Source organism: Ancylobacter sonchi (genome assembly GCF_018390695.1).
Classification (GTDB): Bacteria; Pseudomonadota; Alphaproteobacteria; order Rhizobiales; family Xanthobacteraceae; genus Ancylobacter; species Ancylobacter sonchi.
The window spans coordinates 183,840-203,705 of sequence record NZ_JAHBGF010000011.1 but is presented as its reverse complement, the minus strand read 5'-3'; the positions used below and the strand labels follow the sequence as shown (position 1 = coordinate 203,705).

Here is a 19,866-nt window from a genome sequence, read left to right as displayed (position 1 = left end):
CACGCTCACGCGTTTTCCTTGGCGCCTTCCAGCGGCAGGTCGAGCACTTCCTCGAACTCGTTGACCGCGTCGATCTCCACGCCCATGGCGATGTTGGTGACGCGCTCGAGGATGAACTCCATCACCACCGGCACCTGGTGCTCCTTCATCAGCGCCTTGGCGCGGTTGAAGGCATCCTTGAACTCGTTGGGCGAGGAGACGCGCACCGCCTTGCAGCCGAGGCCTTCCGCGACCGCGACGTGATCGACGCCGTAGCCGGCATTCTCCTCGGCATTGATGTTATCGAAGGCCAGCGAGACCTCGAAATCCATGTTGAAGCCGCGCTGCGCCTGACGGATCAGGCCCAGATAGGAGTTGTTCACCACGACATGGATGTAGGGCAGCTTGTGCTGGGCGCCGACCGCCAGCTCCTCGATGAGGAACTGGAAATCGTAGTCCCCCGAGAGCGCGACGATTTCGGCATCCGGATCGGCCGCGCGGACGCCCAGAGCCGCCGGCAGCGTCCAGCCGAGCGGGCCGGCCTGGCCGCAATTGATCCAGTTGCGCGGCTTGTAGACGTGCAGCATCTGCGCGCCGGCGATCTGGGAGAGGCCGATGGTCGAGACGTAGCGGGTGTCGCGGCCGAACGCCTCGTTCATCTCCTCATAGACGCGCTGCGGCTTGAGCGGCACGTTGTCGAAATGCGTCTTGCGCAGCATGGTCTTCTTGCGGCCGAGGCATTCCTTGGCCCAGTCTGAGCGGTCCTTCAGCTTGCCGGCCGCCTTGTACTCCTTGGCCACCTCGATGAAGAGCTCCAGCGCCGCCTTGGCATCGGAGACGATGCCGAGATCCGGGCCGAAGACGCGGCCGATCTGGGTCGGCTCGATGTCGACATGGATGAACTTGCGGCCCTTGGTGTAGACGTCGACCGAGCCGGTGTGGCGGTTCGCCCAGCGATTGCCGATGCCGAACACGAAGTCCGAGGCCAGCACGTTGGCGTTGCCGTAGCGGTGCGAGGTCTGCAGGCCGCACATGCCGGCCATCAGGTCGTGGTCGTCGGGGATGGTGCCCCAGGCCATCAGGGTCGGGATGACCGGCACGCCGGTGAACTCGGCGAACTCGACCAGGAGGTCGGAAGCATCGGCATTGATGATGCCGCCACCGGAGACGATGAGCGGCTTGTCCGCCGCGTTCAGCATCTCGATGGCCTTCTCGGCCTGCTTGCGGGTGGCCTTCGGCTTGTAGACTTCGAGCGGCGCGTAGGTGTCCTCGTCGAACTCGATCTCGGCGAGCTGAACGTCGATCGGCAGATCGATCAGCACCGGGCCGGGACGGCCGGAGCGCATGATGTGGAAGGCCTGCTGGAACACCATCGGCACCAGCGCGGGCTCACGGACCATGACGGCCCACTTGGCGACCGGCTTGGCGATGGACTCGATGTCGACCGCCTGAAAGTCTTCCTTATAGAGGCGCGCGCGCGGCGCCTGGCCGGTGATGCACAGGATCGGGATCGAATCGGCGGCGGCCGAATAGAGGCCGGTGATCATGTCGGTGCCGGCCGGGCCGGAGGTGCCGATGCAGACGCCGATGTTGCCGGCCTTGGCGCGGGTGTAGCCTTCGGCCATGTGCGAGGCGGCCTCGACATGGCGGGCCAGCACGTGGCGCATCTTCCCGTGGGCGCGCATGGCGGAATAGAGCGGATTGATCGCGGCGCCCGGCACGCCGAAGGCGGTGGTCACGCCTTCCTTCTCGAGAACCCGGATAGCAGCATCGACGGCACGCATCTTGGCCATGGCATTTCCTCCTCGCCACCTTCGGCGACATGACAGACGACCCCGCGGCGCTGGCCTCGCCCCGCCGATGCAGGGCCGGCAAAACAAGGCGCCGAGACGTCGATTTCCTTGGTTCGGTTCCCCTTCAATCCTTCGCCGGCAATGTTGCGGAGCAACATAATTTCCGTGCTGCGGAATGAATTTCCGAAATCGCGGAAAACATGCCATGGGTCTCCCATTTCCGCAATACGGGATATATTTCTGATTTGCGAAAAAATCGGAGTTGCGCCTTTATGGTGAGCGCGACCCAGAGGAAGCGGCGGCCGCCGTGCTGTGGCCTGCGGAGGATGAGATGAGCGATGCCGTGACCAGCATTCGTCGCCGCGGGCGGCCTTCCTCCTCGGGCGCGACGGAGAGCGGCGGCGAGGTGCAGTCGCTCGACCGCGCGATCTCGCTGCTGGAGGTGCTGGCGCTGTCCGACGGCATGACGCTGAGCGAGCTGGCGCGGCGCGCCGAGCTGCCGACCTCCACCGTGCACCGGCTGCTGGCGACGCTCGACCGGCGGGGGCTGGTCGGCAACGATCCGGCGACGGGGCAATGGATGGTCGGGCTCGGCCTGTTCCGAATCGGCTCGGCCTATCTGCGCATCCGCAAGCTGCCAGAGATTTCCCGCCTGCTGCTGCGCGAGCTGTCCGGCGGGGTGGGGGAGACGGTCAATCTCTCGATGATCGACGGGCCGCATTTGATCTGCGTGGCGCAGGTGGAGAGCCACGCCGCGGTGCGGGCCTTCTTCCGCATCGGCGGCGCGCTGCCGATCCATGCCTCGGGCGGCGGCAAGGCTATCCTCGCGGCGATGAACCCGGAAGCGCGGCGCGCCTGGCTCGGTGGCGACCAGCTGCAGCGCTTCACCGAGCACACCCATGTGAGCCGGAGGGCACTGCAGGCCGATCTCGCCGAGATCGCCGAGCGTGGCTTCTCCATCGATGACGAGGAGCACACGCCGGGCATGCGCTGCGTCGCCGCCGCCGTGCTGGATGAATGGCACGAGCCGGTGGGGGCGATCTCCATCTCGGCGCCGACGGTGCGTATGCCGCCGGAGCGCATCGCCGATCTCGGCGCCCGTGTGCGCGAGGCGGCGCGGCGGCTGACCCATCGCTATTCGGGATCGTGACGATTCCGCTGGGCGGGACGCACGTACCGGTTGCCAGTTATGCAACCATTGGTAATGTCATGTCGGTTCGATCAACCGGCGGGACGTGCGATGAAGCTCTGGAGAGTGCCTGACCCCGAAATGTTCGACGCGGCGCCGGAATGGCGAATGGGGCTGCATCTCGCCAGAGGCGGACAGGACCGCGCCGCCTATCTGGTGATCGGCGGAGTGGTAGCGGTGGCGGTCGAGGAGATCGGCACGCCGGTCGAACCGGTGGAGGGCGTGAGCTATCTGCGCGCGTCCTGGTTGAACCCGGCCTGTCCCCGCCGCGCGGAGCTGTTCGAGGAGTGGCTCGACTATCTCTGGCCGGTGCCGAAGCTGAGCGTCGAACACCGCCTGGACGGGTTTCCGCAGCCGGAATGGCGGGAGGAGCGGCGGCACAAGCGGCAGGAGGCTACGCTGGCCGAGCAGGATGGTGCCGGCGGAGTGGCCGCTCTCGCCCCAGCCCTCGATGTCGTGGAGGCCCGGCCGGCACTGGCGGCTGGAGCCGCGGCCGGTGCGCGCATCCTGCCTTTCGCCACCCTCAGCGAGCCGGCCGCCGTGATGCATCGCTGGGAGGCGTTTCCAGTGAGCCGGCGTTGCGCTGCCGGCGCCTCGTCCATCGCGCCGGCCACTTTCGCGGCGCCGGAGCGCGAAAAGGCGTTCATACCGAGTGGATTTTCCGCCCTCGCGCGACAGGGGCTGCCCTCGGTGCTGCCGACCTGCTTCCTCTACACGCTGGAGCCGATGCCGGCCTCGGTCATCGAGTGCGGCGCGCCCGCATCGGTCGACGGTTCGGGCGGGGGCACGGTCGAACTGCGCTTTCCCCATGCGACGCCGACGCGGATGCCGATCCTGGAGCCGGTGCTGTTGCCTCCGCTGTGAGAAAGGTCCCCGGGGAGGGCAGCTGAGGCCGCCGGGAGTTGAGGTCCGCCAGGCACGGCGATGGGGCGGGAATTTCGGGTGCGGGAATCCCGAGAGGGCAGGGCGCAAAAAATAAGCCGGCGCCCCGGCTCTCCGGGGTGCGCCGGCTCAGTCGCCTAGGAGGAACCGAACGTCAGGTGACCGTTCGTGCCGGGTGAACCGGCCGGTGCAGTCGCCAGAGCGTTCCGCTCCGGGAGGCTCGTGGGCGGCACGGCACCAGGGGCGCGCGCACCGCCGATCCTCAAGACGGCCGGGGCAGGGTGCCGCCGGCCGAAACGCTCACGGAAAGCCGCGACGCGTCAGACCGCCTTGGCGTCGTGCAGGGCGGCGATCTCTTCCTGCGAGTAGCCGAGGTCGGCGAGCACTTCATTGGTGTGCTGGCCGAGCAGCGGCGAGGCGGTGATGCTGACCTCGACGTCCGAGAACTTGATCGGCGAGCCGACGGTCAGGTACTTGCCGAGCTTCGGGTGATCGACCTCGACCACGGTGCCGCTCTTGCGCAGCGACGGGTCGTTGGCGATCTCCTTCATCGACAGCACCGGCGCGCAGGGGATGTCGAACTTGCGCAGGATGTCGATGGCCTCGAACTTGGTCTTGTCCGACAGCCAGTTCTCGATGAAGGCGAAGATATCGAAGATCTTGTCCTGGCGGGCTTCGGCGGTGTTGTAGGCCGCATCGTCGATCCACTCGGGCTTGTTGAGCGCCTTGCAGATCGGCGCCCAGGCATGACCCTGCACCGTGAAGTAGATGTAGGCGTTCGGGTCGGTCTCCCAGCCCTTACACTTCAGCACCCAGCCCGGCTGGCCGCCGCCGCCGGCATTGCCGCCGCGCGGAACCACGTCCGAGAACTCGCCGTGGGGGTACTGGGGGTACTCTTCCAGATAGCCGAGGGCGTCGAGGCGCTGCTGGTCGCGAAGCTTCACGCGGCAGAGGTTCAGCACCGAATCCTGCATGGACACGGCGACCTTCTGGCCCTTGCCGGTCTTGATCTTCTGGTGCAGCGCCGTGAGGATGCCGATGGCGAGGTGCATGCCGGTGTTCGAGTCACCGAGCGCGGCGGCCGACACGGTCGGCGGGCCATCCCAGAAGCCGGTGGTGGAGGCGGCGCCGCCAGCGCACTGCGCGACGTTCTCGTACACCTTCAGGTCTTCATAGGCGTGGCCTTCCGAGAAGCCCTTCACCGAGGCGAGGATCATGCCCGGGTTGAGCTCCTGGATGTGCGCCCAGGTGAAGCCCATGCGATCGAGCGCGCCGGGGCCGAAATTCTCGACCATGACGTCCGACTCTTTGATGAGCTTGGTCAGCACTTCCTTGCCCTGCTGGGTCTTGGTGTCCAGCGTCAGGGAGCGCTTGTTGGAGTTCAGCATGGTGAAGTACAGCGCGTCGGCGTCCTTCACATGACGCAGCTGGCTGCGCGTGACGTCGCCCGCGCCGGGGCGCTCAACCTTGATCACGTCGGCGCCGAACCAGGCGAGAAGCTGGGTGCAGGCGGGACCCGCCTGGACGTGGGTGAAATCGATGATCTTTATACCTTCAAGCGGCTTAGACATCGTTGTCGACTTCCCTTCAATCGGTTTCGCTCGGCACGACGGCTCTCCCGAGCGTGCCGTAGAACTAAGCTCCTACCCGCGCAGGTATCAGGAGCCTCCGTCTCCCCGTCTCCGCCGGCGGACCGGCGGAATACGTCCCAGGTGGTGCGTCGATATCGAACCGCCGGCGACCGGCCGTTCACAACTTCTTCTCGCCACCTCAGGTCTCGCGGCGCGGAGCCCTCCGGGCCCCGCGCAAATTCGTCTCCCGGCTATTCGGCCGCCAGCCGCACCGGCTCGCCGACCGCACCCGACGCCTTGATGGCATCGATGCGCTCGCCGTCGAAGCCGAGCACCTGGGCCAGGATCTCCTCGGTGTGCTCGCCGAGCAGCGGCGAGCGCTCCACCACCACGTCGTTGTCCGACAGCTTGATCGGGTTGCCGACGGTGAGGTAGGCGCCGCGGGTGGGGTGGTCGACCTCCACCAGCGTCCCGGTGTCGTAGAGCGAGCGGTCCTCGGCGATCTCCTTCATGGAGAGCACCGGCCCGCAGGGGATGTCCCACTTGTTGAGGATTTCCATCGCCTCGAACTTGGTGTGGGCCATGGTCCACGCCTCGATGCGGGTGAAGATCTCGTTGAGATGCGGCAGGCGGGCGGCCGGCGTCGCGTAGTTGGGATCGGTCTTCCAGTCGCCTTCGCCGATCACATCGCAGATCTTCCCCCAGACCGGCGCCTGGGTGATGAAATAGATGTAGGCGTTGGGATCGGTCTCCCAGCCCTTGCAGCGCAGGATGCGCCCCGGCTGGCCGCCGCCCGAATCATTGCCGGCGCGGGGAACCGCGTCGCCGAACGGGATGCCCTCGCCGAACTGGCTGTACTCGCGCAGCGGGCCGCGCTCTAGGCGCTGCTGGTCGCGCAGCTTGACGCGGCACAGGTTCAGCACCGAATCCTGCATGGCGCACAGCACCTTCTGGCCGCGGCCGGTCAGCGTGCGCTGGTAGAGCGCGGTGACGATGCCGAGCGCGAGGTGCAGGCCGGTGCCGGAATCGCCGATCTGGGCGGCGGTGACCAGCGGCAGCCCGTCGCGGAAGCCGGTGGTCGAGGCCGAACCGCCGGTGCACTGGGCGACGTTCTCATAGACCTTGCAGTCCTCGAAGGGGCCAGGGCCGAAACCCTTCACCGAGGCGAGGATGATGCGGGGATTGAGCTCCTGGATGCGCTCCCAGGTGAAGCCCATGCGATCGAGCGCGCCGGGGGCGAAGTTCTCGACCATCACGTCGCAGATCTTCACCAGCTCCTCGAGGATGCTCTTGCCCTCGGGATTCTTGGTGTCCAGCGTGATCGAACGCTTGTTCGAATTCAGCATGGTGAAATAGAGGCTGTCCGCGTTCGGGACATCGCGCAGCTGCGCGCGCGTCACGTCGCCTTCGCCGGGACGCTCCACCTTGATGACGTCGGCGCCGAACCAAGCCAGCAGCTGTGTGCAGGTCGGGCCGGATTGAACATGGGTGAAATCGAGGATGCGGACGCCGTCCAGTGCCTTGCCCATGAGGTTCCCTCTCCAAATATGGTGCCCGGCTTTTGCGCCGATGCTGTCGTTTTTTGGGGGAGGCGAGGGGCGGCCGAGGATTGAAACCCCATTGGCCGCCCACCGTCCATCTTGATAGTGCCGTCACCCTTTCGAGCCAGAACCCGCATGGCTCGAAAGGGCGTCAGTCGTGTCAGCTCTTCTTCTTGACGACGCTCTGCGGATTGAGGCTGCCGATGTTGCCGCTCTCGCTGCCGGCCGCCGGGTCGATGACCGCGTTGATGAGGGTCGGGCGACCGGAGTTCATCGCCTCGTCGACGAAGCGCTTCAGCTCGTCCGGCGTGGTGGCGTTGTAGCCGACGCCGCCGAAGGCCTCCATCATCTTGTCGTAGCGCGAGTCCTTGACGAAGACGGTGGTGCCGGGATCACGGCCGGTCGGGTCGGTGTCGAGACCGCGATAGATGCCGTTATTGTTGAACACCACGATGCAGACCGGCAGGTTGTAGCGGCAGATCGTCTCCACCTCCATGCCGGAGAAGCCGAAGGCCGAGTCGCCCTCGACCGCCAGCACCGGCTTGCCGGACTCGACCGCCGCAGCGATCGCGAAGCCCATGCCGATGCCCATCACACCCCAGGTGCCGACGTCCAGGCGCTTGCGCGGCTGGTACATGTCGATCACGCCGCGGGCGAGGTCGAGCGTGTTGGCGCCTTCGTTGACAAGGATCGCGTCGGGACGCTCCTTGATCACCTGCTTCAGCGCGCCGAGCGCCGAGTGGAAGTCCATCGGGGTGGAGTTCTTGAGCAGGCGCTGCGACATCTTGGCGATGTTCACTTCCTTGCGCGCCTTGATCTCACCGATCCACGCATCGGAAGGAGCCGTCCAGCCGGCCTTCACGCCGTCGAGCAGGGCGGAGACCACCGAGCCGATGTCGCCGACCAGCGGCGCCACGATCTCGACGTTGGAATCCATTTCCTTCGGCTCGATGTCGACCTGGATGAACTTCTTCGGGGCGTCGCCCCAGGTCTTGCCCTTGCCGTGCGACAGCAGCCAGTTGAGGCGGGCACCGACGAGCAGGACGACGTCCGAGTCCTTCAGGACGGTGGAGCGGGCAGCGCCGGCCGACAGCGGATGGGTGTCGGGCAGCAGGCCCTTGGCCATCGACATCGGCAGGAACGGAATGCCGGAGGTCTCGACGAACTCGCGGATGGTCTCGTCGGCCTGGGCATAGGCAGCGCCCTTGCCGAGGATGATCAGCGGCTTCTTGGCCGACTTCAGCACCTCGAGGGCGCGCTCGACCGCCGAGGGGGCGGGCAGCTGCTCGGGAGCGGCGTCGATGACCTTCACCAGCGACTTGGCGCCGGCTTCGGCGTCCATCACCTGGGAGAACAGCTTGGCCGGCAGGTCGAGATAGACGCCGCCCGGACGGCCGGACACCGCGGCGCGGATGGCGCGGGCGACGCCGATGCCGATGTCGGCGGCGTGCAGCACGCGGAAGGCGGCCTTGCAGAGCGGCTTGGCGATGGCCAGCTGGTCCATCTCCTCGTAGTCGCCCTGCTGCAGGTCGACGATCTCACGCTCGGACGAGCCGGAGATGAGGATCATCGGGAAGCAGTTGGTGGTGGCGTTCGCCAGCGCGGTCAGGCCGTTGAGGAAGCCGGGCGCCGAGACGGTGAGGCAGATGCCGGGCTTCTTGGTGAGGAAGCCCGCGATCGCGGCGGCGTTGCCGGCGTTCTGCTCGTGGCGGAACGAGATGACCCGGATGCCTTCGGCCTGCGCCATGCGGCCGAGGTCGGTGATCGGGATGCCCGGCACGCCATAAATGGTGTCGATGCCGTTGAGTTTCAGCGCGTCGATGACGAGGTGGAAGCCGTCCGTCAGCTCCACTTCGGTCTCGAGGGCCGAGTTCGTATCAATTACTTGTGCTACTGCGGACATCCTGCTTCCTCCCGGAAATCTTGTCTGCACCGTTTCTGAAGATCATCACCAGAGTCTGGGGCCCATCGGAGCCAGGGCCGGGCCGGATGAGGGAGCGTCGTCGTCGAACCGCGCCGTCCCGGCGGCGGTCTTCCGGCAGGCGATCAGCAACCGGCGAACCTGCCGGCCTGCGTTCCGCGTGCATCGCTTCCTTACCCATGCCTTCACATCCCATGTCTTCGACATGTCCCGTCGGCGAACCGGCCGTGGCCGGTCCTCCGCTCTAGTCAAGGTTCACGTGGCTCTCGACATGCCTCGCCAGCCGGAGCGTATGGTCACGAACCAAACGCTCGGCGCGGTCTGCGTCCCGCGCCTCGATAGCCTGGATGATTTCGAGATGGTCGGACGCCGAACGTTGCGCCCGGTCCATCTCGAAGATCGTGCGATGGCGGATGGCCCGTACATGAAAGAACAGGTTGTCCGTCATCGCCGCGAGAAGAGAGGAGCCGCTCAGCCGGATCAGCGCCTGGTGGAACGCGATATTCGCGGTCGAATATTCGTCGCACCGTTCGCGCTCGATCCGGTTCAGATCGAACTCCTTGAAAAACGCCCTCAGTTCGGCGATCGCCTCATCGCTCGCGCGAGCCGTCGCGAGGCGAGCCGCCATGCTTTCCAGCGCCGCCCAGGCCTCGATCATCTCGATGACCTCGGCCTTGGTGCGGCGAACCACCAAAATACCCCGCCTCGGCACAGCCCTGAGCAGGCCTTCCTGCTCCAGCATCGCCACCGCTTCGCGGATCGGCGTGCGGCTCGCGCCAAGGCGCTCCGAAATGTCCCGCTCGTCGAGCAGCAACGGCTCGTCCGAGCCGTAAATGTTCATATTGGTGATGGCTTCCTTCAGAGCGGCATAAGCCCTGCTCTTGAAGCTCTCCTTTGCCGGCAGACGCTCAATAGCCAAGCCATTGTCGCCGCTCTGCCATCTCTTGTTCAACGCTGCCTTCGTATTCACGACAAAACCCTCACCGGGACGAGCCCGCCGCGGATTTCGTCGAAATTTGGCATACCAAATACCAGCATGTCAATCGGCGATCCCCGTCCCCGCGGAGACCGCGGCGCTTCCATCCCATAACCATTTCTCTCGATGGATCAGCCTTCTAAGAGGCCTTGGCATCCTGCGTTCCATCGTTGCGTATGCAATATACCACGACGGAAGTCGTATGGCGAGTGCGCCTGAACACTTTGCTGCCTGAGGGAACGAAATGTTCGCGCCAGAGGGGCCTGCCGGGCCGGAAATGGCGGAAATCCGTGCTTTCGCTAACGGGGCTTCAGCGTGTGCGGGAGGCCGGCGCGGCGGCTGACGGGCGGCTTTCACGAAGCTGAGAGGAGACGCTGCGCGAGGTCCTGCCGTTCCGGCAGTTTTCTACCCAATGATACCGTTTCAGGCATCGAACAAGGCGCGCCGGTCACGCCGGCGGCGCCGAAGCAGGGCGGCGCGTTCCCGGAATAGGGTCAGGTCAGGAACTTGCCGTGCTTTTCCACATGGGCGGCGAGGCCGAGCGTGTGCTCGCGGACCAGCCGCTCGGCGAGATCGACGTCGCGGGCGACGAGCGCGGCGATGATCGCGCGATGCTCCTGCAGCGAACGCTCGGAGCGATTCTCCTGCCGCATCGACACAGCGCGGATGCCGCGGATGTGGATGAACAGATTCGCCGTCATCTCGCCGATCATCTCGCAGCCCGACAGCCGGATGATGGTCTGGTGGAAGCGGATATTGGCGTCGGAATACTCGTTCATGTGGTCGGCCGGCGCCTCGGCCTCGAAATCGTGGAACACGTCGCGCAGCTCGGCGAGGTCGCGATCGCTGGCGCGGGTGGCGGCGAGCCGGGCGGCCATGCTCTCCAGCGCCGCCCAGACGATGATCATGTCGATGATCTCGCGCTTGGACTTGCGCACCACGAAGATGCCGCGCCGCGGCACCGAGCGCACGAAGCCCTCCTGCTCCAGCACGGTGAGCGCCTCGCGGATCGGCGTCCGGCTGACCCCGAGGTCCTGCGACAACTGCCGCTCATCGAGCCGGATCTCGTTGTCCTGCCCGTACAGGTCCATCTCGGTGATCGCCTTCTTGATGGCGTCATAAGCGAGGGCGCGCAGGCTGGTATTGGCGGCGAGGGGCGTGATGTTGAGGCGGGCTTGAGTGTCGGCGGCTTCCACGGCGATTCCCTCGTCTAGGCTTGTGCGGCCGCTCCTGAGCGGAACGGGAGCGGCATCGGTGTCGAGACCGTTGCCGGAGCGCGCGAATCTTCCGGAAGAATGATCGCACTGGATCATCGTATACCACAGGCCACCGATGCAATGCGCACTTCGACGCCCGCCCAGGCGCGGGAACGGCACTGGCTTGCCCGGCGTCGGCGCCTTCGACGTGGAGACGGCACCAAGTTGACGTTAAGTAATTACCTTACGGAATGTTACGTTGCGTCATTACCTAGAGAAAAAAATTGCGCATTGCTGGTATGCAAAATTTTGCATAACCGAAAATTCGTAGTATACGTGCTTCCGATCCGTCAGCTCACGTGGCGTTAGCAGCCCGGACTATACGGAAGAACCAATAACAAGACGGCGTTCAGCCGACCCATTACGTTTGGAAACGTTCGAGGAAGCCATGACAACTGCCGTTACGTCATCTCTGAGTAAGACACGCTGGCTGCAGCTCGTGTTCGGTGTGATCTGCATGTGCATGATCGCCAACATGCAGTACGGCTGGACGTTCTTCGTGAACCCGATCCAGGAGCGTCACGGCTGGGATCGCGCCGCCATCCAGGTGGCCTTCTCCATCTTCATCGTTACCGAGACCTGGCTGGTGCCGGTCGAGGGCTGGTTCGTCGACAAGTACGGCCCGCGCATCGTGGTGCTGTTCGGCGGCGTCATGTGCGGCCTCGCCTGGGTCATCAACGCCTATGCCGCCTCGCTGACCATGCTCTATGTCGGCGCGGCCGTCGGCGGCATCGGCGCCGGCGCGGTCTACGGCACCTGCGTCGGCAACTCGCTGAAGTGGTTCCCGGATCGTCGCGGCCTCGCCGCCGGCATCACCGCCGCCGGCTTCGGCGCGGGCTCGGCGCTGACCGTCATCCCGATCCAGAACATGATCAAGAATCAGGGCTACGAGGCGGCCTTCCTGTATTTCGGCATCGGCCAGGGCATCGTCATCACCGTGCTCGCCCTGTTCCTCATCGCGCCGAAGAAGGAGCAGATCGCCGCCTTCGCCGTGAACGTCGCCTCCAAGGTCGCCCAGACCGCCCGTGACTTCTCGCCCAAGGAGATGCTCACCACCCCGCTGTTCTGGGTGATGTACGCGATGTTCGTCATGATGGCCGCTGGCGGCCTGATGGCGACTGCCCAGCTCGGCCCGATCGCCAAGGACTTCGGCATCGCCGACATCCCGGTCAGCCTGATCGGCATCACCCTGCCGGCGCTCACCTTCGCCGCTGCGATCGACCGCGTGCTGAACGGCCTGACCCGTCCGTTCTTCGGCTGGGTATCCGACCATATCGGCCGTGAGAACACCATGTTCCTGGCCTTCGCCATCGAGGGCGTCGGCATCTACGCGCTGTCGGTGTTCGGCTCCAACCCGGTGCTGTTCGTCATCCTGACCGGCCTCGTCTTCTTCGCCTGGGGCGAGATCTACTCGCTGTTCCCGGCGATGTGCGGCGACGCCTTCGGCTCGAAGTTCGCCACCACCAATGCCGGTCTGCTCTACACCGCCAAGGGCACTGCGGCGATCATCGTGCCGTTCACCAGCATCATCACCACCATGACGGGCTCCTGGCACGCGGTGTTCGTGACCGCCGCCGCGCTGAACATCATCGCCGCCATCATGGCGCTGGTGATCCTGAAGCCGCTGCGCCGCTCGCACGCCGAAGCGGCCAAGGCTGCCAAGCTGGGGGCCGTCGCCGCCGAGTGATCGGCCCGCCGACCACCGTTTCTTCAGTCCTTTTGAGGGCGCGCCGCGAGGCGCGCCCTTTTTGTTTGTGCCATAGGCCCGCTCATTCGCGAACGATTCAAAATTGACGTTAGGAGATGCGGCGGTTGATCGAGGCGAAACGAAGGCATTCGCCGCCATTTTGTGACGCTGCGTTATGTCTCTGTGAATGTGTTATTCAGTGAAAATGACCTAGAGTGTGTCATTTATATTTCGATATAATTTTAATATAACTATGTATATCTGGAAATATCGATGCTTGAATTTCCATATAATTCTCAATATAAAAAAGTATATTTGCAAATATCTCTAACGGATACCTGCGACATAAACGTCAAAATGAGATTGGCATACATAATATTGTGGATTATGATGCTCTCTTAACGGGTCTGGCTGGGTACCTTGCGTCATCTGTGGCGCGAGAAAAGAGGCCACCACCCGAAACGATTGTCCGCCCCGCAAGGGCGGTTGCCGTGGGAGGACGCAGCGCCGTCCACGGCCAAGCAGAAACGCCGGCGCCCGTTGCCAGAACGGAGCGACCGAAAAGGCCGGTCAACGGCGGGTGCATTCGGGAGAGGAGAACGTTCATGGGCATGTCCACGTCAATGGCGCCCCATCGTCGGCTCAGTACCTCGCGTCGCTAGACGTCGAGGCGAGCCGGGCGCTGTCCCGACCTCCCGCCACATCCTGCACATGGCATCGGCGCCCGGACGGCATGTCCGGCGGGCGATCCGGTCGACTCTGTCGTCCTGGCGGCCACGCGTGGCCGGGGCGTCCAACAACAGCAAATCCGGCGCCTGCCGGACCCTAAAGCGGAAGAAATCGTTCAAGGAGAATTCGATGGCTACCCCAACCACTGCGGCCCTCGGGCCGGGTAAGGATTTTTCCGAAAGCAGGCGCTGGCTCCAGCTGATCGTCGGCATCGTCTGCATGGTGGCGACCGCCAACATCCAGTACGCGTGGACGCTGTTCGTTCCCGAAATCCAGAAGACCTTCGGCTGGGAACGCGCCTCGATCCAGATCGCGTTCACCATCTTCGTGCTGGTGCAGACCTGGCTGGCGCCGATTGAAGGCTACTTCATCGACAAGTTCGGCCCCCGCGTGATGGTCGCCTTCGGCGCGATCATGATCGGCGCGGCCTGGGTGCTCAATTCGCAGGCTGCCAGCCTGACCGGCTTCTATGTCGGCGCGGCGGTGGGCGGCATCGGCGTCGGCTGCATCTACGCCACCTGCATCAACAACGCCCTGAAGTGGTTCCCGGATCGCCGCGGTCTCGCCGTCGGCCTCACCGCGGGTGGCTTCGGCGCCGGCTCGGCCGCCACCATCCTGCCGATCGCCTCGATGATCGAGAGCGCCGGCTTCCAGGAGACCTTCTTCTTCTTCGGCCTGCTGCAGGGCGGTCTCGCCTTCGTCGCCGCTTGGTTCCTCCAGTCGCCGAAGGCCGGCCAGGTCAAGGCGTCCGAGAAGCTCAACCAGAGCCGTCGCGACTACACGCTGAAGGAAGCGCTGAACACCAAGCTGTTCTGGCTGATGCTCCTCATGTTCACCTGCGTCGTCACCGGCGGCATGATGGCGGTCGCCCAGCTCGGCGTCATCGCGCAGGACCTCGGCGTGAAGGAGTTCAAGGTCAACCTGTACTTCTTCACCATGGCCGCCCTGCCGCTCGCCCTGATGCTCGACCGCATCATGAACGGTATCTCGCGTCCGCTGTTCGGCTGGATCTCCGACCATATCGGCCGTGAGAAGACCATGGTGATCGCCTTCTCCCTCGAAGGCGTCGGCATCATCGCGCTCGGCTATTTCGGCCACAATCCGTGGGCGTTCCTGATCCTGTCCGGCGTGGTGTTCCTGGCCTGGGGCGAAGTCTACTCGCTGTTCTCGGCGCTGGCCGGCGACGCCTTCGGCACCAAGCACATCGGCAAGATCTACGGCGTGCTCTACTGCGCCAAGGGCATCGGCGCGCTGTTCGTGCCGGTCGGCAACCTCCTGATGGAAGCCACCGGCACCTGGTCGAGCGTGCTCTATACCGTGGCCGCCATGGACCTGTTCGCCGCCTTCCTCGCGGTGACGCTGCTGCCGAAGACGCTGGCGAACCATGTCGCCAAGTCCTCCACCGGTCCGGTGGCGACGGCAGGTACCGCCTCGGCGCACGCCTGATCCGCATTCCGCATCCGGCGCGGGGGCGCCTCGGCAATTCCCGCGCCGACACCACGCTACGGCAGGGCCTCCTTCGGGAGGCCCTTTTCGTTTGCGGAGGCTCAGTCCGACGGCGGCAGGCGCAGGGCCCGCCGGGCGATGACACCGACCTTGTCGCTGGCGGCGCGTCCCATCCGCTCGACCTCGGGAAGAGTGAACCAGCCGGTCTCCAGCGCGTCGTCGGCGGCCTCGCCCTCGCCGGACCGCCAGCGGCAGGCGACCGCGATCATCGCGAAATGATGCGCGAGCGTCCCGGCCGCATCGGCCTCGATGAAGTCGAGCACGTCGATCAGCTCCGGCGAATCGGCGGCGATGCCGGTCTCCTCCATCAGCTCGCGCAGGGCGGCGTCGCGGAACGGCTCGCCCCACTCGATTCGCCCGCCCGGATAGCCCCAGCGCCCCTGGTCCGGCGGATTGGCACGGCGCACCAGGAGGAGGCGCGCGTCGCGGATGACGACCGCGAGCACGGCGGCGACGGGGCGGACCGGGTTCATGCGCGGTCGTCCCGCGCGGCCGCGGCAACCCGCCGGGCGACCGCGCGCCGCGTCTCCTGGAAGGCGCTGGTCTCGGCCCGAATCAGCGCGGTGAGGGAGGGATCGCTGCTCGCGGGCGAGCCGCCGGGAAAGGGCGGCGCCGGATCGTACTCCATGAAGAGCTGCGCCCGCTCCGCCCGCTCGCGGCCGAAAATATGGGCGGTCAGCGTCAGTGCGAAGTCGATGCCGGAGGTGACGCCAGCGCCGGTGACCACGTTGCCGTCCATCACCACGCGCTCGGCGACCGGCTGGGCGCCCAACAGGGCGAGCTGGTCCAGCGACAGCCAGTGCGAGGTGGCGCGCCGTCCGCCCAGTAGGCCGGCGGCGGCGAGCACCAGCGATCCCGTGCAGACAGAGGTGACGTACTGCGCGCCGGCCGCCTGCCGGCGCAGGAAATCCAGCGTCTCGGCATCTTCCATCAGCGCCAGCTGGCCGGGGCCGCCCGGCACGAACAGGATGTCGGCCGGCGGGCAATCGGCGAAGGTGACGCTCGGCAGCAGCCGCAGGCCGCCGCTATCGACGATGGGATCGAGGGTTTTCCACACCAAGTGGCGCCGGAGCTCGGCAAACCGTGAGAATACCTCGAACGGGCCGGTGAGATCGAGCTGCGTGAGGTTGGGATAGAGCAGCATGACGACATTCATGGGGGACCTCGCACCGACCGGAGCTTTCCAGCCTTCTTCGATCCGGGAGCCCGCCGGGTCAATATGGCCCTGCGGCAAGGGACGCGCCGACTCGGGGGCCGGCGCGCCGAGTGTTCAGCCAGGCGTTCACTCTGCCGCGGGAACGGGACGGTAGAGCGCGCCGCCGCCGGCGCGGAAGCGCCGGGACATATCGGCCATGCCATCGCTGGCCAGGCTTGCCTCAGTTTCGGCTGCGCGGGCCTCGGCCCGAATCTCCTGGCTGATCTTCATCGAGCAGAATTTCGGCCCGCACATCGAGCAGAAATGCGCCAGCTTGTGCGCCTCCTTCGGCAGCGTCTCGTCGTGGAAAGCCGTTGCGGTGCCCGGGTCGAGCGCGAGGTTGAACTGGTCCTGCCAGCGGAAGTCGAATCGGGCGCGGGAGAGTGCGTCATCCCAGGCCCGCGCCGTCGGATGGCCCTTGGCGAGGTCGGCGGCATGGGCGGCGATCTTGTAGGTGATGACGCCGGTCTTCACGTCGTCGCGGTTCGGCAGGCCGAGATGCTCCTTCGGGGTGACGTAGCAGAGCATGGCAGTGCCGAACCAGCCGATCATCGCCGCGCCGATCGCCGAGGTGATGTGGTCGTAGCCCGGCGCGATGTCGGTGGTCAGCGGCCCGAGCGTGTAGAATGGCGCCTCGCCGCAGACGCTGAGCTGCTTGTCCATGTTGGCCTTGATCTTGTGCATTGGCACATGGCCGGGGCCTTCGATCATAACCTGGCAGTCGTTCGCCCAGGCGATCTGCGTCAGCTCGCCCAGCGTCTCCAGCTCGGCGAACTGCGCAGCGTCGTTGGCGTCGGCGATGGAGCCGGGGCGCAGCCCGTCGCCGAGCGAGAAGGTGACGTCATAGGCGCGCATGATCTCGCAGATCTCGGCGAAACGCTCATAAAGGAAGCTCTCGCGGTGGTGGGCGAGGCACCACTTGGCCATGATCGAGCCGCCGCGCGAGACGATGCCGGTGACGCGATTGGCGGTGAGCGGGACATAGGGCAGCCGCACGCCGGCATGGATGGTGAAATAGTCGACGCCCTGCTCGGCCTGCTCGATCAGCGTGTCGCGGAACACCTCCCAGCTCAGGTCCTCGGCGACGCCGCCGACCTTCTCCAGCGCCTGGTAGATCGGCACGGTGCCGATGGGCACCGGCGCGTTGCGGATGATCCATTCGCGGATGTTGTGGATGTTGCGGCCGGTGGAAAGGTCCATCACCGTGTCGGCGCCCCAGCGGATCGCCCACACCATCTTGTCGACCTCCTCGGCGACCGAGGAGGTGACGGCGGAATTGCCGATATTGGCGTTGATCTTGACCAGGAAGTTGCGGCCGATCGCCATCGGCTCCAACTCGCCATGATTGATGTTAGCCGGGATGACGGCGCGTCCGCGCGCCACCTCGTCGCGTACGAATTCCGGCGTCACGATATCGGGGATGGCGGCGCCGAAATCCTCGCCGTCGCGGATGAGGGGGCCGAGGCGGTCGCGCAGGCCGTTCTCGCGAATGGCGACATATTCCATCTCCGGCGTGACGATGCCGCGGCGGGCATAGGCCATCTGGGTGACGGCAGCTCCCCCTCGGGCGCGCAACGGGCGGTGGCGGAGCGGGAAGGGCGTGACGAGCTTCTCATCCGGGACGTTGCCATTGTCCTCCGGCTTCACCGCGCGGCCGGTGCCAGCTTCGACGTCGCCGCGAGCCCACACCCAGGCGTCGCGCGGGCGGGCGAGGCCGGCGGCGATGTCGATGGCGGCGGTTTCGTCAGTGTAGGGGCCGGAGGCATCGTAGACGGCGAGGTTGGGCTCGCCGGCGGCGGGCGAGAGCAGGACCTCGCGGAACGGCACGCGCAGGCCGCGTGCGGGGCATTCCACATAGAGCCGGCGCGAGCCGGGGATCGGCCCGGTAGCGACGCCGAGGGCGCTCGGGACGGCTTTCCCGTCAGGGACATTGGGGGTGTCGGGATTGTTGGTCGGCATGATGGATCTCCTGAACCAGTGGTTGGGAGATCCGGGCGTATGACGTTGGGGAGGGAAGGGATTCCGCACGGCATGCGGGAGGCCCTTCGGTTCCGATCCCTTCGCCGGCATGACCCGGATCAGGTTCGAAGGGTCATCGCGGCGGCCGGCCTTTCGGCCCGCCCTGGCGATCTCTCAGCCCCGTCGCGGGGCTCCCCTTGGAACGACGCGGGCATAGTCGTCGAAGGTTTCGGACGCTGTCAACCGCGCCCGGAGTTGCTAGCATTCATCGCCATGTCGTCGACGTCCTGCCTCTAGGGCGGCGATTCGCAGGCCCGACTCATCGAGAATTCCCAGGGACCCCCATGCGCACGAAGCTGATGAATCGTAACCGTCTCGCCTCTCTGATCGCTGCGGCAGCGATGACGATCGCCGTTCCAGCCGCCGCCCTGGCGCAGGCGGCCTGCGGCAATAATGGCAACGGTTTCGACCAGTGGCTCGCCGGCTTCAAGCAGCAGGCGATCGCGCAGGGCGTGTCGGCCCGCACGGTCGCGGCGGCGCTGAACGGCATCACCTACGCCCCCGACATCGTCGGCACCGATCGCGGGCAGAAGGTGTTCGGGCAGAGCTTCTTCCAGTTCTCCGACCGCATGGTCGCGAACTATCGCATCCAGCAGGGGCGGGCGCTGATCCAGAAGAACCAGGCGCTGTTCGACCATATCGAGCAGCAATACGGCGTGCCCGGCGCGGTGCTGGTGGCGTTCTGGGGGCTGGAGACCGATTTCGGTGCCTTCATGGGTGACAAGCCGAGCCTGCGCTCGATCGCCTCGCTGGCCTGGGACTGCCGCCGCGCCGACGTGTTCCGCACCCAGCTTATGTCGGCGCTGAAGATTATCGATCGAGGCGACCTCACTCCCCAGACCATGCGCGGGCCCTGGGCCGGCGAGCTCGGGCAGTTCCAGTTCCTGCCCGACCACTACTGGAACTACGGCGTCGATTTCGACGGCGACGGGCGCGTCGATCTCATCCGCTCGACGCCGGACGCGCTCGCCTCGGCGGCCAACTACATCAAGGCGCTCGGCTGGCGGCGCGGCCAGCCCTGGCTGGAGGAAGTGCGGGTGCCGTCCAACCTGCCCTGGGAGCAGACCGACCTCGCGACCAAGCTGCCGCGCTCGCAATGGGCGCGGTTCGGCGTGACGCGGGCCAATGGCGCGCCGCTGCCGGCGGACAGCCTGCCGGCCTCGGTGTTGCTGCCGATGGGGCGGCTGGGGCCGGCCTTCCTCGCCTATCCCAATTTCGACGTGTTCACCGAGTGGAACAACTCGCTGACCTACGCCACCTCGGCGGCCTATCTCGCCACGCGGGTGGACGGTGCGCCGGCTTATAATCGTGGGCAGGGCAAGGCGATTCCGGTGCTGTCGCAGGCGCAGGTGGTCGAGCTGCAGCGGCTCCTGAACGCGCGCGGCCACCATGTCGGGCGGGTCGACGGCATCGCCGGCGCGGCGACCCGGCAGGCGGTCAGGGTGGAGCAGCAGCGGCTCGGCCTGCCGGCCGATTCCTACCCGACGCCGGAACTGCTCGCCGCACTGAAGGCGGGTCGATGACGGCTTGGCGCTGAGCCCAGCAGAATGGACGGACGCGGAGCCGGGGCTGGAGCCTGCTCTAGCTTATTGAATATAGAGCCCTTTCTTATCGATCAGGTC

14 protein-coding genes and 1 riboswitch are annotated in these 19,866 nt (G+C 66.0%); of the genes, 5 read left to right on the top strand and 9 right to left on the bottom strand.

Annotated features, from left to right (window positions below; all coding sequences use genetic code 11):
* Nucleotides 1-5 precede the first annotated feature (5 nt).
* Nucleotides 6-1,772: a glyoxylate carboligase gene (gcl, locus tag KHC28_RS04380; RefSeq protein WP_214007107.1), complete on the bottom strand. Its 1,767-nt coding sequence runs from the start codon at nucleotides 1,770-1,772 to the stop codon at nucleotides 6-8.
* 331 nt (nucleotides 1,773-2,103) lie between these two features.
* On the opposite strand from gcl, the gene KHC28_RS04375 reads away from it, so the two are divergent.
* Nucleotides 2,104-2,922 carry an IclR family transcriptional regulator gene (locus KHC28_RS04375; protein ID WP_214007106.1) on the top strand — a complete coding sequence of 273 codons (819 nt, stop codon included), beginning with the start codon at nucleotides 2,104-2,106 and terminating at the stop codon, nucleotides 2,920-2,922.
* A gap of 105 nt (nucleotides 2,923-3,027) precedes the next feature.
* A complete protein-coding gene (locus tag KHC28_RS04370) occupies nucleotides 3,028-3,825 on the top strand; it encodes a hypothetical protein (RefSeq protein WP_214007105.1) in 798 nt (265 codons plus the stop codon).
* A 338-nt stretch (nucleotides 3,826-4,163) separates the two neighbouring features.
* Here the strand turns inward: KHC28_RS04370 and frc (KHC28_RS04365) are convergent, their stop codons facing one another.
* From frc (KHC28_RS04365) to KHC28_RS04345, 5 genes are all read right to left on the bottom strand, one after another.
* Entirely contained in the window at nucleotides 4,164-5,414 is a 1,251-nt protein-coding gene (frc, locus tag KHC28_RS04365) for a formyl-CoA transferase (protein WP_214007104.1), read from the bottom strand.
* Nucleotides 5,415-5,665: 251 nt separating this feature from the next.
* A complete protein-coding gene (gene frc / locus KHC28_RS04360; protein WP_214007103.1) occupies nucleotides 5,666-6,943 on the bottom strand; it encodes a formyl-CoA transferase in 1,278 nt (425 codons plus the stop codon).
* Nucleotides 6,944-7,115: 172 nt separating this feature from the next.
* Nucleotides 7,116-8,858 (bottom strand): oxalyl-CoA decarboxylase, encoded by a 1,743-nt coding sequence (oxc, locus tag KHC28_RS04355; protein WP_214007102.1) that lies wholly within the window; start codon nucleotides 8,856-8,858, stop codon nucleotides 7,116-7,118.
* A 262-nt stretch (nucleotides 8,859-9,120) separates the two neighbouring features.
* Entirely contained in the window at nucleotides 9,121-9,846 is a 726-nt protein-coding gene (locus KHC28_RS04350) for a GntR family transcriptional regulator (RefSeq protein ID WP_214007101.1), read from the bottom strand.
* Nucleotides 9,847-10,346: 500 nt separating this feature from the next.
* A complete protein-coding gene (locus KHC28_RS04345; RefSeq protein WP_214007100.1) occupies nucleotides 10,347-11,048 on the bottom strand; it encodes a GntR family transcriptional regulator in 702 nt (233 codons plus the stop codon).
* A gap of 448 nt (nucleotides 11,049-11,496) precedes the next feature.
* On the opposite strand from KHC28_RS04345, the gene oxlT (KHC28_RS04340) reads away from it, so the two are divergent.
* Together oxlT (KHC28_RS04340) and oxlT (KHC28_RS04335) are read left to right on the top strand one after the other, a co-directional pair.
* Nucleotides 11,497-12,795 carry an oxalate/formate MFS antiporter gene (gene oxlT / locus KHC28_RS04340; RefSeq protein ID WP_214007099.1) on the top strand — a complete coding sequence of 433 codons (1,299 nt, stop codon included), beginning with the start codon at nucleotides 11,497-11,499 and terminating at the stop codon, nucleotides 12,793-12,795.
* Between the two features lie 858 nt (nucleotides 12,796-13,653).
* Nucleotides 13,654-14,970, top strand: a complete 1,317-nt coding sequence (oxlT, locus tag KHC28_RS04335) for an oxalate/formate MFS antiporter (RefSeq protein ID WP_214007098.1) — start codon at nucleotides 13,654-13,656, stop codon at nucleotides 14,968-14,970.
* Nucleotides 14,971-15,071: 101 nt separating this feature from the next.
* Here oxlT (KHC28_RS04335) and KHC28_RS04330 read toward each other — a convergent pair whose 3' ends face one another.
* The 3 genes from KHC28_RS04330 to thiC form a co-directional block, all read right to left on the bottom strand.
* Nucleotides 15,072-15,503: an NUDIX hydrolase gene (locus KHC28_RS04330; RefSeq protein ID WP_214007097.1), complete on the bottom strand. Its 432-nt coding sequence runs from the start codon at nucleotides 15,501-15,503 to the stop codon at nucleotides 15,072-15,074.
* Nucleotides 15,500-16,186 (bottom strand): DJ-1/PfpI family protein, encoded by a 687-nt coding sequence (locus KHC28_RS04325; RefSeq protein WP_214007096.1) that lies wholly within the window; start codon nucleotides 16,184-16,186, stop codon nucleotides 15,500-15,502. The genes KHC28_RS04330 and KHC28_RS04325 overlap by 4 nt, the downstream gene beginning before the upstream one ends.
* A 126-nt stretch (nucleotides 16,187-16,312) precedes the next feature.
* Nucleotides 16,313-18,184, bottom strand: a complete 1,872-nt coding sequence (gene thiC, locus KHC28_RS04320; RefSeq protein WP_246564275.1) for a phosphomethylpyrimidine synthase ThiC — start codon at nucleotides 18,182-18,184, stop codon at nucleotides 16,313-16,315.
* A 78-nt stretch (nucleotides 18,185-18,262) separates the two neighbouring features.
* Nucleotides 18,263-18,392: riboswitch (TPP riboswitch) on the bottom strand.
* 136 nt (nucleotides 18,393-18,528) lie between these two features.
* Between thiC and KHC28_RS04315 the strand changes: the two genes are divergently transcribed.
* Nucleotides 18,529-19,767, top strand: a complete 1,239-nt coding sequence (locus KHC28_RS04315; protein WP_214007095.1) for a lytic murein transglycosylase — start codon at nucleotides 18,529-18,531, stop codon at nucleotides 19,765-19,767.
* Nucleotides 19,768-19,866: the final 99 nt, after the last annotated feature.